The sequence below is a fragment of the Myxosarcina sp. GI1 genome, from assembly GCF_000756305.1.
Lineage (GTDB): Bacteria > Cyanobacteriota > Cyanobacteriia > Cyanobacteriales > Xenococcaceae > Myxosarcina.
Map to the genome: position 1 here is coordinate 119,419 of NZ_JRFE01000023.1, position 14,912 is coordinate 134,330.

The window sequence follows — 14,912 nt, forward strand, 5'->3', positions numbered from 1 at the left end:
CCTAAAAACTAATTTTAAAAATAGTTTAGATTTTTATTCTTCTGCCTTTTGTCTTTATTTAAAGATTTAGTTTTGTAACAAAACAATTCTCGGTAATTATTAATACAAACTAACGCAACCATTGCAACTAAATAGGTTTCTTGAGTTTTGAAACATTAGCTGAAGATAAACACCAAATATTTTGGTAACAAATTGCAAATTGTATACGGACTTACAGTAAATACTTTTTATTTCGCTCACTGTATACAGTATATTGTTTGGCAAATGTTCTAGGTTAATTAATTTTTCGCATCGATTGGCAAGTAAGAATTTCAGACAAATTTAGCTTTTAGTTTGTAGGCAATAGCAAATCATGAATATTAATACTGCGACCAGTGTTACGACCAAACCAAAGCGATCGCAAATCGAACGAGATTTACAAAATAACGCTGCTGGTGTCTCGATGATTGACGTAACCAAGAAATACGGTACGTTTACAGCAGTAGAGGATCTAACCTTAGAAATCCCTGCGGGATATTACTGCTGTTTGCTCGGTCCTAGCGGTTGCGGAAAAACTACAGCATTGCGGATGATTGCAGGACACGAAGAAGTAACCAAAGGCGATATTTTTATTGGCGATCTAAAAGTAAACAGTATACCAGCAGCCAAACGCAGTACCTCGATGATGTTCCAGAGTTATGCCTTGTTTCCACACAAGACAATTTGGCAAAACATCGAGTTTGGACTAAAGATGCAAAAAGTGCCAGCAGCAGCAAGACGCACTAGAGTTGGCGAAATGTTGGACTTAGTGGGATTGAGTCACTTGAGCGATCGCCTGCCAGACCAACTCAGTGGCGGACAAAGACAGCGAATTGCTTTGGCACGTTCGTTAGTAACTCGTCCTCAAGTGTTGATGCTCGATGAACCCTTAAGTGCCTTGGATGAAAACCTGCGGGTAAGGATGCGAACGGAATTGCGTAAAATTCAAAAGCAATTTGGCATGACCTTTATCCAGGTAACGCACCATGTTGAAGAAGCCTTTTCTCTTTCCGATCGCATTGTGGTTATGACTCACGGGAAGATCGACCAGGTTGCCAGTCCTGACGAACTGTTCGACACTCCCGCTTCTCAGTTTGTCGCTAAGTTTATGGGCGATAATAATATCTTCAAAGGGAAGGTAATCAACTGTGTTAAAGATGCCGAACTAGATTTAATTCAACTAGAAGTAGCAGATTTGGGAACTATTTTCTGTCGCGGACATGGAGTTGCTGTAGGTACGGAAGCCGCCTGTTCGATTCGTCCCGATTTAATGTCGGTCGAACCATACACTCCCGATATTCCCGCCCAATCTTCCCTGGCTGCCAATCAAATATCGGCTCGAATTACCGCAGTAGAAATGACGGGCTATGTAACGCGAGTTTCCCTAATGGCAGAATCGACAGGACAAGATTTACTTTACAAGATCCGTACCGAAGATTGGCGTTCTAACTCGATGCAAGAAGGACAATTAGTCGTTCTCAGTTGGTCAAAGGATAACTGTATTTTCCTTCCCTACTAACGAAAGTCAAAAGTCAAAAGGGAAAAGTCAAAAACTAAATCTCATATAAAAAAGGAGTTTGAGGTACTTATGAAGATCGCTAAGGACAAAAACTATTTTTTTCTATTTTCTTTGGCTTTAATAATCATTGAGGCGAGAATGTTCATTAATTCATTTATTTCATTTAAAAGAGGAAGCAATCTAGTTTCTGGAATTAAATTGGTAGCAATAAGTAAGCGTATCCAATATCTAGTTTCTCTGGCTTCTTTGAGAGCAATTTCTAATTTATGGATAAAATCAGCAGTACTTTGGGCTGCTCTGGATTCTTCCACGTTCGCACCAATAGAAGTTCCCGATCTGATTAACTGGTTAGATAATGCTTTGACGGTTGACTGTTTTTTATTAAGAAAACAACAAAGATTAACAACTCTAACAGAAAACTGAAAAGTTCGTTCGCAAATATCAAACGGCTTATCCGTCATCGTCATAAATTCATTTTGACAAATTCTGTCCCATCTTAACTTTTTGATTTCAAATTTTTGCATCGCGGCGCGTTCCCTAGCGTCATAAGACGAACAGCGCGTACGCGCAAACGCCGCTAGGCGGCTTTGAGGCGATAGCCTCTGTGGATCGCCGCTCTTTTTAACTTTTAGCTTTTGACTTTTTCTATGATTAATCGGCGCACACTGCTTAAAACAGGATTGGCAGCAGGGGCTACAAGTATGGCAGCAATTAGTTGTTCGCCTAAAAAAGAAGCTGCTAACCAAAGTCCTACTCTAATTACTAACAAAATCAAAGACGTTACTTTACGTTTTGTCGGCACTGGGGCGGCTCAAAATAATGATATTCGCGATCGAGCAGAAAAAGATCTGGGTTTCAAGCTGCAAATGCGCGCTCTCAGTACGGCTGAGGTAATTCAAATCGGCATCAGCCAGCCCAAACAATACGATATTTTTGACGGTGAATTCTTTTCCCTACCTTTGGTTTTTCCTTCGGGAAATCTGCAAGCGATCGAGGTCAGTCGGATTAAACAATTTGACAAAATTACGCCAATTTTTACTACAGGAGAATTGTATTCGGGGGCGAGAGTAAATAACTCTCAAGGAACGGCACCGCGAAAGGTAATGTTTGTTAGAGGCAAAGATTCGACAGAATTTGCACCAGAACCGACAAACTGGGCGACGATTATTCCCTACCAGTATGGTGCCGATACTTTAGGCTATCGTCCCGATTTGGTAGGCAGAAAAATTGAATCTTGGGCAGAGTTATTCAATTCCGAATTTAAGGGCAGAACTTCTTTGCTAGATATTCCTTCAATTGGAATTATGGATGCGGCGATGGTATTGGAGGCGCAGGACTTGATGAATTTTGCCGATAAAGGCAACATGACTAAAGAAGAATTAGACAAAGTAACCGCAATTTTAATCGATCGCAAGCAGGACGGTCATTTTCGCGCATTTTGGAAAACCTTTGACGAGTCGGTTAACTTTATGGCATCGGGGGAAGTAGTCTTACAGTCGATGTGGTCGCCTGCCGTCACTGCCGTCAAAGCCAGGGGACTGCCCTGTATTTATGCACCTTTAAAAGAAGGCTATCGCGGTTGGGGCGGTGGTTTGGGATTATCAAAAAATCTCTCTGGCATCGAACTAGATGCAGCTTATGACTATCTCAATTGGGTAGTAGATGGCTGGATAGGCGGGTTTTTGAGCAGACAGGGTTACTACAGTGCCACCCCTGAAAACGCCAAGAAGTTTATGAAACCAGAAGAATGGGACTTTTGGTATGAAGGCAAACCTGCCGCCATTGAGATAGTCGATCCTTATGGCGAGAAAATCGAATCTAAAGGTGCGGTAAGAGATGGCGGATCATTTCGCGATCGCGTCGGCGATATAGTTTGCTGGAATTCATTCATGCAAGAACAAGTATATCTCGTCTACAAATGGACGGAATTTATCGTGGCGTAGAAGAAGCAGGGGAGCAAGGGTGCAGGGTGCAAGGGAGAAAATACCAATACTTCATTTTTGACTTTTGCATCGCGGCGCGTTCCCTTGCGTCTTTCGCCGACGCGGGGTCGCCGCTCCTTTTAACTTTTTTTAGTGTGAGGAATAAAGTTATGAATTTACTCGGATTATTTCTGAGGCTGGGTGGTACTGTCTTTGGATTTTTGCTAATGCTGACTAATGTTGCTTACGGACAAGAGATTACTGAAGATTTATTAGATTCTAGCGATCCTCTATCTCAACTTACTAACGTATCTGAGTTAAAAGACGTTGCCCCAACAGATTGGGCTTACGAAGCACTAAGAGGCTTAGTAGAACGCTATGGTTGTATCGCTGGTTATCCAGACCAAACCTTTAGAGGTAGTCAAGCTTTGACTCGCTATGAATTTGCCGCTGGTTTAAATTCTTGTTTGAATCAGATCGAGCGATTAATTGCTCAGACTGAAACAATTTCACGAGACGATTTAGATACTTTAAGCAGATTGTCTCAAGAATTTGAAGCGGAATTAGCAACCATTGGCGGACGAGTAGACAATCTAGAAGCCAGAACTGCTTTTTTAGAAGATAACCAGTTTTCTACTACTACCAAGCTGGTAGGTCAAGCCTTATTTGCGGTAGCTGGTGCCTTTGGCGACGAAAAAGCCGACAGTGATGATTCGGTTGACGACGAAATCTTTTTCTCCGAACGGGTGCGTTTGGTACTCGATTCGAGCTTTAGCGGCAGGGATTTACTCAGAGTCCGCTTGCAGGCTGGTAATACTCCAGATCTCAGTGATGCAACGGGAACGAGAATGGCAAGGTTATCCTTTACTTCCCCAACCGACAATCAATTTACAGTCAATCAACTAGAATATCGCTTTCCCATTGGCGATAAGGGACAGGTTTTTGTTGAAGCCTTTGGTTTTCTCGATTTGTTTGCCCCTACTCTCAATCCCGTAGACGGCGATTACGACACCACAATTTCTGGTTTCTCTCTTCGTAGTCCGATTTATTTTCAAAGTGGATTATCGGGGGTAGGTTTTCAATACGATGTAACCGAGTCGATTAATGTCTCTGGTGGTTATCTTGGCGGCGATCCGACGGCAAATAATCCTAACTCTGGGCTGTTTAACGGTCCTTATGGCGCACTAGCTCAATTAACTCTTTATCCCACTGAAAGTTTTGCTTTTGCCCTAACTTACCTACGAGGTTATGACGACGGTAGCGCAAACGCTCCAGCAGGCGGATTTTTTGGCAGTGAAAATGCCACTACTCCCTTTGGTGAAGACGTTGCGGCAATTCCCCCAGAAACAGGTGAGGAAGCAAGCGTTCCTGCTTCCGTACCCGTTGCCTATAACTCCTACGGGGTGGAGACTCAATATACTCTGAGTCCTAACATTGTTTTGGGTGGTTGGGCAGGTTTGACCCAAGCCACAGCCAAAGGTGGAGTAAATGACGGTGCCGATGCAGATATTCTTTACTGGGCGGTAGTTTTATCTTTTCCCGATTTAGGTAAAGAAGGAAATTTGGGAGGTTTGGTTTTCGGTCAGCCTTCTAAAGTAATTGACAATGAGGTGGACGAATTTGAAGACGAAGATACTTCTTATGCGATCGAGGCTTTTTATCGCTATCAACTAAACGACAACATCAACATTACTCCTGGTTTGCTAGTCATAACCAATCCCGAACACAACGAAGACAACAGCACTGATTATATTGGCTTAATCCGTACTGTTTTTGCTTTTTAACCTCAAACACAAAGAATTTTGCTAATTTATTAATTTTTTGATTTTGAGCTTTTATTTATTTGCTGCCTATGAAAAGTTTTTGACTTTTAACTTTTAACTTTTAACTTTTAACTTTTAACTTTTTCAGGCTTATGTCCAATAACAAAATATCTACTTACTTATTGGCAACACCGCAGACATTAATCTTTGTACTGTTTTTGGTGTTACCAATTATCGCGATCGCCATTGTCAGTTTTTGGAATTTTAATGGCTTTGCTATGACTCCAGGCTTTACTTTTGGTAACTACTTGGGGATTTTTACTTCCAAGGTCTATTTATCTACTTATCTCAATACTTTTAAATTTGCGGCGATCGTTTGGTTGATTTGCTTGTTAATTAGCTATCCCGTAGCTTATTTTTTGGCATTTCATGTCAAAAGTCCCCAATGGCAGACGATTTGGTTTTTAGTCTGCACCGTTCCCTTTCTAACTTCTAATATCATTCGCATGATTGCCTGGATACCTTTTTTAGGCAGAGAAGGATTGCTCAATCAAGCTTTGATGGGACTGCATCTGATCGATCGCCCGATCGAACTTTTTTTGTTTTCAGACTTTGCCGTCATTCTAGCTATGGTGCAGCTTTACTGTCTGTTTATGATTGCACCTATTTTTAACAGTATGGTCAGGATCGATCGCGCCTTGATTGCGGCGGCGGAAGATTTAGGTTCGTCGGGTGGGCAAATTCAAAAAGAAATTATCTTGCCTCTATCTGCCCCTGGAATTGCGATCGGCTCGATTTTTGTTATCACTTTAGTTATGGGCGAGTTTGCCACTATGCGTCTGATGAGTGGCGGTAAATCATCTTCTGTCGGTTATCTAATCAAAAATCAAATTGACAGTTTGCAGTATCCAATGGCAGCAGCTAACGCGATCGTCCTATTACTTTTAGCATTAATTATTGTGGCTTTAATTTTACGAACTGTAGACATTCGCAAACAACTTTAAAAAAGGCAAAAGGCAAAAGGTAAAAATTATCGGTTTTTATAATGAAAAAAATTTTTAAACTAGCAACAATTTTCGATGGCTGAATACATTTTTGGGTAAATTACTACTCTAGTCGTTCTAATTAATTTCCGTACTATCTTAGTAATTTGTTTGGAGGGATTAGGGATTGGGGACGAGGGATTAAAGAGAAAGAAATAGTACATATTTTCGTATGTTTTTTGCTTAGAAAGACCATAAAATTAGTTTTTTGCAACTCTGTAATTATTGTTTTTTGACTTTCAACTTTTTATTTTTGACTTTAAAATAATGGCTAAATCTAAAAGACCAATTTCTTATTATTTTCTAGCGGCTTTCTTTGGTTTGTTTGTTTTATTTCTCTATGGTCCGATGTTTGTGATGTTTTTGCTGTCCCTTCAAGGACCGAAGGGAACGCTAACTTTTCCCATGCGTGGCTTTAGTTTTTATTGGTTGCAATCTGTATTTGAAGAACAACGGGTAGGAAATTTTGTCGAGGCATTTAGCCGATCTTTTTCTTTAGCAATAATTATTGCTCTAATTACAGTTGTTTTTAGTGTTTTGGCAGGATTGGCTTTTCGCAAGCAATTTAAAGGTTCTAGCGTAGTTTTTTATCTTACTATTTCTAGTTTGATCGTTCCTAGTATTTTAGTTTCTTTAGGTATTGGAATTTTATTTAGTCTGATCGATTTACCAGTTCAATGGTTTTCTTCAGCTTTGGCAGGACATCTAACCTGGACATTGCCCTTTGCTTTTTTAATTATGTTAGGAATCTTCGGTCGTTTTAATCCTGCTTATGAAGAAGCTGCTCGCGATTTGGGTGCTAGCGAAACCACTACTTTTTGGGAAATAGTTTTTCCTTTAATTGCTGCTAGTGTAGTCGGTGTGGCTTTACTTGGATTTACTCTTTCATATGATGAATTTACGCGGACTTCGCTAATTTCTGGCGAAACTAATACCTTGCCGTTAGAAATTTTTGGCATGACTACTAATGTTACTTCTCCCGCACTATATGCCTTAGGAACTCTAACTACTATCTTTTCTTTTGCTCTAATTGGAGTTGCACTATTTGCTATGAAAATGTTATCTCGTCGTCAAACAAAATGAAGAAAAAAATTCAAAAGTCAAAAATGAAAAGTCAAAAGAAAAAACATGACCAATTATTAAACAATGAACGGCGAACAGTGAACGTTGATGACTGTTAATTGCTCATTGATAAATGGTAAATAAAATGATTTATCTACTTAAAAACTTGTAGTAAAAAATACAGTAATTTTTTTTATTTTTTACTAAAACGTGTACTGTATATGTTTATATTTCGCTCTAGCTTTTTGCTCGAAAATAATACAACTCGATCGATTATTCAAAACGCACTCATAAATAACTTGAATTTTGTTTGGATAGAGAGTAATGACACAAACAGAGCTTTGCGACTCAAATGCAACTACAGCATTAAAACAAAGTAATCTAATTTTTGGTTTGTAAGATAATCCTCCCTTTCAAACCGCTATTCTGGTTGCACTACAACACGTTTGCGTAATTTTTGTTCCTAGCGTTACTCCTGCAATTTTAATCGGTCGCGCTTTAGATTTAGATGCTGCCAACATTAGCTACATTATTGGCATGACTCTTTTAGTTGCTGGATTTGCCACTTTTGTTCAAGCTAGGCGCATCGGTCCCATTGGTTCTGGTTTACTCAGCATTCAAGGACCGAGTTTTGCTTTTTTACCGCCTATTTTTAGCATTATTGCCGTTACCAGTGCCGCTGGCAGTACTCCTGAAGAAACTCTGGCACTAATTCTGGGTATGGGATTTTTTGGCTCGTTTATTCAAATGATCCTTAGTCGTTTTTTGCATTTTGCCAAGATTATTTTTCCCCCTATCGTTACGGGAACGGCTGTTACCTTAATTGGTTTGACCTTAATTCGCTTTGGTATGCACGATATGGCAGGRGGCGATGTGGCTCAGGAGGCTGGCGACTATGGCAGCTTGAGATACTGGGCGGTTTCTATTCCCGTATTTGTAGTAGTAGCAGTTTGTAGTGCCAACACCAATCGCTATTTGAGAATGGGATCGGTGATTATCGGTCTAATTGTCGGTTCGATTATCGCCATAATTTCGGGCATGACAGACTTTAGCCAGTTAAGTAGCATACCAGCATTCAATGTTCCCATTCCCTTTCGCTTCGGTCTGGATTTCAATTTTGCTACCTTTATTCCCTTTGCAATGATTATGCTCATGTTCGGTACGGTTGCGGTGGCAGGGTTTAATATTCTACGAGAAATAAATATGACCAATCGCTCTTTGGTAATTGTGGGAGCATCTCTAGCGGCAGGGTTGGGAGTTCCCTATATTCCCGAAGCTCTAACAGGATTTCCCGAACAGCTACGCAGCATTTTAGAATCGGGTATTTCTGTCGGATCGCTTTGCGCTTTGATTCTTAACTTGGTGTTACCCAAGTCTTTGGAAGATCGTGTAAGTGAAGAACCAGTAGTTACAGAGTCAGAAATAAGCCCGATTAATAGGTAATATTATGTCTGGTCGAATTTAATATTTTGGATATAGGGGATTAGGAAAATGGGAGATTGGGGATAACTTTATTTAAAGTAATTATCCGCACCAGATATAACTTAAGTTTGACTAAAGATTGAGTTATTACAATTGTTTAAGATGAGTCTCTACTATCACATTTAAGTAGAGAAGATAGATAGCAAACAGGTTTTACTGCTTGACCTTAGTTTCTTCGATTATAGTTACCAACTTATAGACACCCTCTTCATAAACCTGAGTCGTTCTTACCCGCCGCTCTCGATTTACCAAAGCGATTAATTCGTTGTAGTAGGTTTTACACCCTTGTAAAGTGCGACTACCACGATAAACAATTAGATCGTCAGTTACAGCCCAGGCAATTCCTGAAAATCCCAATGCTTTTTCACCGCCTAAAGTATAAACTTCATCTGTAAGCGGAAAAACCAGCTTACCTTCAGAAAAACTACCAAAATACTTAGCTGTTACCTCTCTCGGCGTATTAATTCGGACCGTATTGGTTTGAACGTATTGAGAATCCGTAACTTCAATTTTGACCCGAACTAAGTGTTCGTCAATCTTCTCTCCTTTAGTGTTAACACGTCTGGCAGTACCTTCCCAAGTCCCACAGTTATGCAAAAAAGCAAACGGTACTTTAAATTCGTTATAGCTAACTTCGGGAATAACCATTTCTCCTAGTTCATTAGTAGGAAAAGGTAGAGTCCCTTGACGAAATTGAGTCATCTCATTTACCTCAATTGCTAATTATGTCTTTTAATTTTTAATTTGCGGCGCGTTCTCTAGCGTCGTGAAGTCTGGAGGGCATGACGCGGGGTCGCCGCTCCTTTTGACTTTTAACTTTTGCCTTTTAACTTTCTAAGCGGCTCCTTTTTTTTGAGAACGACCGATAGTTAAACTTTGCTTGCGACTCGTGCGTTGATATTCATGGACAATTGGTTTTCTTTCTGCTTCAAATAGAGCTAAAGCTTCGGAAATATCAGAACTAGAAGCTAAAAATTGCGCTAATGCCAATCCATCTTCCAAACCAGAGGTCATTCCTCTAGCTCGTGTAGGGCTTTTGGCATGGGCTGCATCCCCAATTAATAAAATCCTGCCCCGATAAAGTTGCGGTAAGGGATCGATATCGTAAGAAAAACGAGTAACGATTTGCTCTGGCGGAGTAGACTCTATTACACTTCTTGCTTCACTGGGAAGTTTGGCAAGTTCTTCAGATGGAAGTGGAATATTCAGCGATCGCTCTAGCTCATCTTTTTCTCGTTCGATAAAAAAGCCCCAATGAGTTAAACCATTGCCGAGATCGAAGAAATTTGCATAAATACCGCGACTGCGAACGTAAACAATAAAGTTTCCATCAGTGCAAAAAGTATCGTCTGCAACTATGCCCCGCCAGACGATATCGCCCAAATAAAAAGGTTTGATATTGGGGACAACTAACTCGCGCACCTGCGAAAACAAACCATCAGCACCGACTAATAAATCTCCCTGCCACTGAGTACCATCTTTAAAATAAGCTGTTACTCGCTCCTCAGTTGACTCAATCGATTCAAATTCGGCATTTAGATGCAGAGATTCTGGCGGTAAAAATTCTAGAAGTGTCTCTAAAATAGCTTTACGATGAATTAGTAAGCTAGGCAATTGCTCGGTTGAGTATTGAGGAGATTGAGAATTAACTAGTATATCTTTGAAATTGCGAAACTCAAATTTGTTAACTTTTACCCCAGAATTCATAACTTGTTGACAAAGCTGAAGATTGCCTTGCCGCAGCGTTTCTAATCCTTGGGAAATCAATAAAATACCGCAGCCATCGGTACGAGGATAAGATGATTTTTCAAATAAATCTACTTGATATCCTTGTTGCGCTAGTAAAATAGCCAAATATATACCAGATGCTCCCGCACCGATAATTCCGATTTTGCAGTGAGAAGAAACCATAAAGCCAATCTCTTGAAAAGTTTACTTTTTAATTCCAAAACTACCCTCGTGCTTGCTTTTATTGAATAGAGGCAAATTTATCTCACAAACTCAAGCTTCCATAAGAGTAGTACTGTTTGACTAAAACACTCCGATCGCTGAATCTGCATGTTAACACAGGCAAAAAAGTCAAAATTCCCTCGAACTAATGAAAATTAAAGTAATTAATCCCAACACTACTGCTAGTATGACCGAGAAAATTGGCGCGATCGCTCGTTCGGTTGCCAATCCAGAAACGGAAATTATTGCCTGTAATCCTAAAATGGGTCCTGTTTCTATTGAAAGTCACTACGACGAAGCTCTAAGCATGGTGGGGATTCTCGATGAAATTCGCCAGGGAGAAGCAGAAGGAATAGATGGCTATATCATCGCTTGTTTTGGCGATCCTGGTTTACTAGCGGCTAGGGAATTGGCTACCGCACCTGTAGTTGGTATTGCCGAGGCGGCGATGCACGCAGCAAGTTTTTTGGCTACTGGTTTTTCAATCGTCACCACTCTCAGCAGAACCAAGATTATCGCCCGCCATTTAGTCAATAACTACGGCATGAGTCATTTGTGTCGTCAAATTCGGGCGATCGATCTGCCCGTTTTGGACTTGGAAACAGATACTGAAATTAAAACAATTATTTTAGAAGAGTGCCGTAAAGCAATAAGTGAAGATGACTGCGGCGCAATAGTTTTAGGCTGTGGTGGCATGGCAGATTTAGCCAGTCAAATCGGTAATATTTTAAACATTCCCGTAATTGACGGTGTTAGTGCTGCTGTCAAGTTTGTTGAAGCTCTAGCAGGATTAAAACTATTTACCAGTAAAACTGGTGACTTAGCCTATCCCATTGCCAAGCCCTATACAGGAATGCTTTCTAGTTTTGAACTAAATAAATTGTAGTTTTGTGACAAAAGCTCGCTTAGTAATTAAAGATACAAACTCGTCGAGAAGATCTGTATACAGTATGCCCTAAACATCAATCATGACTAGGACACAAAAATCATGCTAGTCACGCAGCATGAAATATTTAAAAAGTAGGTGTGCACTTGCACCATATCGGCAATCTTTAAAAAGATTTCCAGTAATTGAATTGTTATGGCAGAAGGCTGTAGTTAAAACTACCGATTTCGATCTTGCCTTCGATCTAAAACTAAATAACGGCATTCGCCGACTAACGAGCCAAAAGACGCTAAGGCGGTAGAAGGCTTTACTCAAACGGGGATAATTTACATGAATGTCAACGAAGATGTAATAAATCGTACCGAAACGCAACGCCCTATGGGTAAGCCACCCCGTAACGGTTGGCAGGGTGCGATCGCCAATTACTTTCAGTTCGATTTCTATCGAACTAATTTTAGGACGGAAATTTTGGCTGGAATTACTACCTTTATGACCATGGCGTATATCTTGGTCGTAAATCCCTTAATTCTTTCCGATGCCATATTTATCAACGAACCTAGAGATTTATTTGCCGAGTTGGTAGTGGCAACGGCAGTATCGGCAGGTATCGGCACCTTAATTATGGCTGTATTTGCCAAGTATCCTTTTGCTCTTGCCCCTGGTATGGGAATAAACGCTTTCTTTGCCTATTCGGTAGTCTTGAGTTTGGGTATTGAGTGGCGGACAGCTTTAGCTTGCGTATTTGTAGAAGGAATAATTTTTATCCTGCTGACAGTTACCGACGTGCGCCGCCACCTTATTACTGCGGTACCGACTTCAATCAAATCCGCTACTACGGTAGGGATTGGCTTATTTCTGGCATATATCGGCTTGGGAGGAACCACAGAAACGGGCGGAGCGGGACTGATTGTCGCGAGCGAAGTAACCAAAACCGATTTTGGCAGTCTGGCACAACCACAGACCTTAATGGCTGTATTTGGTATTTTTCTGACTGCTTTATTTATGGTGCGGCGAATTAAAGGGGCATTACTGTGGGGCATTGTCGGTACGGCTTTACTCGGTTGGCTGTTTGGAGTCGCTAACGCCCCCCAAGGCATTGCCTCAATTCCAGCCTTTCCCGTTGATTTATTCGGTGCGGCATTTACGGGTTTGGCAGGAATTAACGGCAGCAACTGGATCGATTTTGTTGCAGCTTTGCTAGTATTTTTATTTGTCGATATGTTCGATACCATTGGCACTTTAGCGGGGGTGGGGATGCAGGCGGGATATATCGACGAAAATGGCGAATTACCCAGAGCCAATCAAGCCCTAACTGCCGATGCGATCGCTACTACGACAGGCGCAATTATGGGAACCTCCAGCGTAACCACCTTTGTCGAATCGGCTTCGGGTGTTGCCGAAGGAGGACGCACTGGTTTTACATCTGTAATCGTGGCAGCATTATTCTTCATATCCCTCATCTTTACGCCGATTTTTGAAGCCATACCTGCTTTTGCTACCACTCCCGCTCTCACTATAGTCGGGGTGTTAATGTTAGCCAGCATCACCACGATCGACTGGGAAGATTTAACCGAAGCTATACCTGCTTTTTTAACCATCTTTTTTATTCCCTTTGCCTTTTCCATTGCCGCAGGGCTTTCTGTTGGTCTAATTGCTTACCCAATCCTTAAAACCTTTAAAGGTAGGGCTGGCGATGTTCCTTTAGTAACCTGGATTCTGGCAGCTATATTTATCGCTCGCTTTATTTTTATGACATTACGCTTTGGCTAATTTTCAAAACCAAATTTATTTACAGGCAAATTATTCTTCGCTCCTAATTAAAAATAATAAATAACTAAACTATGGTACAACCGAATCAAGAATTGACATTAGAAGAAACTACTCGAACAGAAGCTCCCACCGCTATTGAATCGGATTTGATTTATGGCTTAGAAGCCCGTCCGCCCTTTGTCGAATCGATCTTTGTGGCATTACAGCATGTCTTTGCGTGTTTTGTAGGCATTATTACTCCTGGCTTGATTATTTGTGGAGCTTTAGAAGTGCCACCAGCAGATACTACCTTTATTTTAAGTATGTCTTTGGTAGTATCTGGAATTGCAACTTTTATTCAAGCTAAAAGATTTGGTCCCGTAGGTTCGGGGTTATTAAGTATCCAGGGGACGAGCTTTGCTTTTTTAGGACCGATTATCGGTGCTGGCTTGGGGGTTACGGGTGCTGGCGGTACACCTCAAGAGGCTTTGCAGCTAATTTTTGGCTTGTGTTTTTTTGGGGCTTTCGTTGAAATTATTATCAGTCGGTTTCTGCATTTGGCAAATAAAATTATTACGCCCTTAGTAACGGGTGTAGTAGTAACCCTTATCGGCACGACTTTAATTAAAGTTGGCATCACTAGTATGGGCGGTGGCGTACCAGCCCAAAATGACGAAACTTTTGGCAGTCCCGTTTATTTATTAATAGCATTTTTAGTATTGGCAGTTATCGTCGCGCTCAACAGCGTAAACAATAATTTTCTGCGGATGTCATCGATTGTAATTGGTTTGATCGTCGGCTATTTAGTTTCTATTCCTTTTGGTTTAGTAGACTTTAGCAACTTGAGCGCACTACCAGTAATTGCTTTTCCCATTCCCTTTCGCTATGGACTGGGTTTTGACTGGGGTGCGTTTATTCCCTTTGCTTTCTTGTATGTCATTACCGCGATCGAGTCTATCGGCGATTTGACTGCTACCTCGGCAATTTCTGGCGAACCAATTGAAGGACCAATATATTTTCGACGTATCAAAGGAGGTGTCTTGGGAGATGGGATCAATTCAATTATTGCTGCCTGTTTTAATACTTTTCCTAACACGACTTTCAGTCAAAATAATGGTGTAATTCAACTGACGGGGGTAGGTAGTCGCTATGTAGGCTATTTTATCTCGGTTATCTTTATCATTCTCGGTTTATTTCCAATTATTGCAGGTATCTTTCAGGCACTACCCCAACCAGTACTTGGAGGTGCAACCATTATCATGTTTGGTACTGTAGCCGTAGCAGGAATTAAAATTCTTTCTTGTGTCAATCTCAGCAAACGTAACTCAATTATCTTAGCCGTATCTCTAGGGTTGGGTTTGGGCGTTACCTTTGTTCCCGAAATTCTCGAAGCTTCCGCACCAATAGTACAAAATCTTTTTTCTTCTGGTATATCTACTGGCGGAATTACAGCTTTGATCTTGAACATAATTATTCCAGGCGGAGAGTAATAACGATCGACACATCGATTGAATATGT

12 protein-coding genes are annotated in these 14,912 nt (G+C 40.8%); 9 read left to right on the forward strand and 3 right to left on the reverse strand.

Annotation, left to right across the window (positions count from 1 at the left end; genetic code table 11):
- Positions 1-352 precede the first annotated feature (352 nt).
- Positions 353-1,537, forward strand: coding sequence for an ABC transporter ATP-binding protein (locus KV40_RS17325; protein WP_052055721.1), 1,185 nt, complete (start codon positions 353-355; stop codon positions 1,535-1,537).
- A 92-nt stretch (positions 1,538-1,629) separates the two neighbouring features.
- On the opposite strand, the gene KV40_RS17330 is transcribed toward KV40_RS17325, so the two are convergent.
- Positions 1,630-1,998 (reverse strand): four helix bundle protein, encoded by a 369-nt coding sequence (locus KV40_RS17330; protein ID WP_036484247.1) that lies wholly within the window; start codon positions 1,996-1,998, stop codon positions 1,630-1,632.
- A 186-nt stretch (positions 1,999-2,184) separates the two neighbouring features.
- Here KV40_RS17330 and KV40_RS17335 point away from each other — a divergent pair, with 186 nt between their 5' ends.
- The 5 genes from KV40_RS17335 (at position 2,185) to KV40_RS17355 (ending at position 8,770) form a co-directional block, all read left to right on the forward strand.
- Positions 2,185-3,480 carry a PotD/PotF family extracellular solute-binding protein gene (locus KV40_RS17335; protein WP_036484127.1) on the forward strand — a complete coding sequence of 432 codons (1,296 nt, stop codon included), beginning with the start codon at positions 2,185-2,187 and terminating at the stop codon, positions 3,478-3,480.
- Positions 3,481-3,629: 149 nt separating this feature from the next.
- Positions 3,630-5,243, forward strand: coding sequence for an iron uptake porin (locus KV40_RS17340; RefSeq protein WP_036484130.1), 1,614 nt, complete (start codon positions 3,630-3,632; stop codon positions 5,241-5,243).
- Between the two features lie 131 nt (positions 5,244-5,374).
- Entirely contained in the window at positions 5,375-6,226 is an 852-nt protein-coding gene (locus KV40_RS17345; protein ID WP_036484132.1) for an ABC transporter permease, read from the forward strand.
- A 306-nt stretch (positions 6,227-6,532) separates the two neighbouring features.
- Positions 6,533-7,348, forward strand: a complete 816-nt coding sequence (locus KV40_RS17350; protein WP_036484133.1) for an ABC transporter permease — start codon at positions 6,533-6,535, stop codon at positions 7,346-7,348.
- Between the two features lie 405 nt (positions 7,349-7,753).
- Positions 7,754-8,770 (forward strand): solute carrier family 23 protein, encoded by a 1,017-nt coding sequence (locus KV40_RS17355; RefSeq protein ID WP_256381143.1) that lies wholly within the window; start codon positions 7,754-7,756, stop codon positions 8,768-8,770.
- A gap of 192 nt (positions 8,771-8,962) precedes the next feature.
- Here the strand turns inward: KV40_RS17355 and KV40_RS17360 are convergent, their stop codons facing one another.
- Both KV40_RS17360 and KV40_RS17365 read right to left on the reverse strand, forming a co-directional pair.
- Positions 8,963-9,511, reverse strand: coding sequence for a hypothetical protein (locus tag KV40_RS17360; RefSeq protein WP_036484138.1), 549 nt, complete (start codon positions 9,509-9,511; stop codon positions 8,963-8,965).
- A 132-nt stretch (positions 9,512-9,643) separates the two neighbouring features.
- Positions 9,644-10,720 (reverse strand): FAD-dependent monooxygenase, encoded by a 1,077-nt coding sequence (locus KV40_RS17365; RefSeq protein WP_036484140.1) that lies wholly within the window; start codon positions 10,718-10,720, stop codon positions 9,644-9,646.
- Between the two features lie 187 nt (positions 10,721-10,907).
- Between KV40_RS17365 and KV40_RS17370 the strand changes: the two genes are divergently transcribed.
- From KV40_RS17370 to KV40_RS17380, 3 genes are all read left to right on the forward strand, one after another.
- Positions 10,908-11,645: an aspartate/glutamate racemase family protein gene (locus KV40_RS17370; RefSeq protein WP_036484142.1), complete on the forward strand. Its 738-nt coding sequence runs from the start codon at positions 10,908-10,910 to the stop codon at positions 11,643-11,645.
- A 330-nt stretch (positions 11,646-11,975) separates the two neighbouring features.
- A complete protein-coding gene (locus KV40_RS17375; RefSeq protein ID WP_036484143.1) occupies positions 11,976-13,415 on the forward strand; it encodes an NCS2 family permease in 1,440 nt (479 codons plus the stop codon).
- A 71-nt stretch (positions 13,416-13,486) separates the two neighbouring features.
- Positions 13,487-14,884, forward strand: coding sequence for a uracil-xanthine permease family protein (locus KV40_RS17380; RefSeq protein WP_036484146.1), 1,398 nt, complete (start codon positions 13,487-13,489; stop codon positions 14,882-14,884).
- Positions 14,885-14,912: the final 28 nt, after the last annotated feature.

What these genes read in the sequence shown, in the direction of transcription:
- KV40_RS17380 (WP_036484146.1), top strand. Translation starts at nt 13,487, where the DNA reads ATGGTACAACCGAATCAAGAATTGACATTAGAAGAAACTACTCGAACA.
- KV40_RS17335 (WP_036484127.1), top strand. Translation starts at nt 2,185, where the DNA reads ATGATTAATCGGCGCACACTGCTTAAAACAGGATTGGCAGCAGGGGCT.
- KV40_RS17345 (WP_036484132.1), top strand. Translation starts at nt 5,375, where the DNA reads ATGTCCAATAACAAAATATCTACTTACTTATTGGCAACACCGCAGACA.
- KV40_RS17370 (WP_036484142.1), top strand. Translation starts at nt 10,908, where the DNA reads ATGAAAATTAAAGTAATTAATCCCAACACTACTGCTAGTATGACCGAG.
- KV40_RS17340 (WP_036484130.1), top strand. Translation starts at nt 3,630, where the DNA reads ATGAATTTACTCGGATTATTTCTGAGGCTGGGTGGTACTGTCTTTGGA.
- KV40_RS17360 (WP_036484138.1), bottom strand. Translation starts at nt 9,511, where the DNA reads ATGACTCAATTTCGTCAAGGGACTCTACCTTTTCCTACTAATGAACTA.
- KV40_RS17375 (WP_036484143.1), top strand. Translation starts at nt 11,976, where the DNA reads ATGAATGTCAACGAAGATGTAATAAATCGTACCGAAACGCAACGCCCT.
- KV40_RS17365 (WP_036484140.1), bottom strand. Translation starts at nt 10,720, where the DNA reads ATGGTTTCTTCTCACTGCAAAATCGGAATTATCGGTGCGGGAGCATCT.
- KV40_RS17325 (WP_052055721.1), top strand. Translation starts at nt 353, where the DNA reads ATGAATATTAATACTGCGACCAGTGTTACGACCAAACCAAAGCGATCG.
- KV40_RS17350 (WP_036484133.1), top strand. Translation starts at nt 6,533, where the DNA reads ATGGCTAAATCTAAAAGACCAATTTCTTATTATTTTCTAGCGGCTTTC.
- KV40_RS17330 (WP_036484247.1), bottom strand. Translation starts at nt 1,998, where the DNA reads ATGACGGATAAGCCGTTTGATATTTGCGAACGAACTTTTCAGTTTTCT.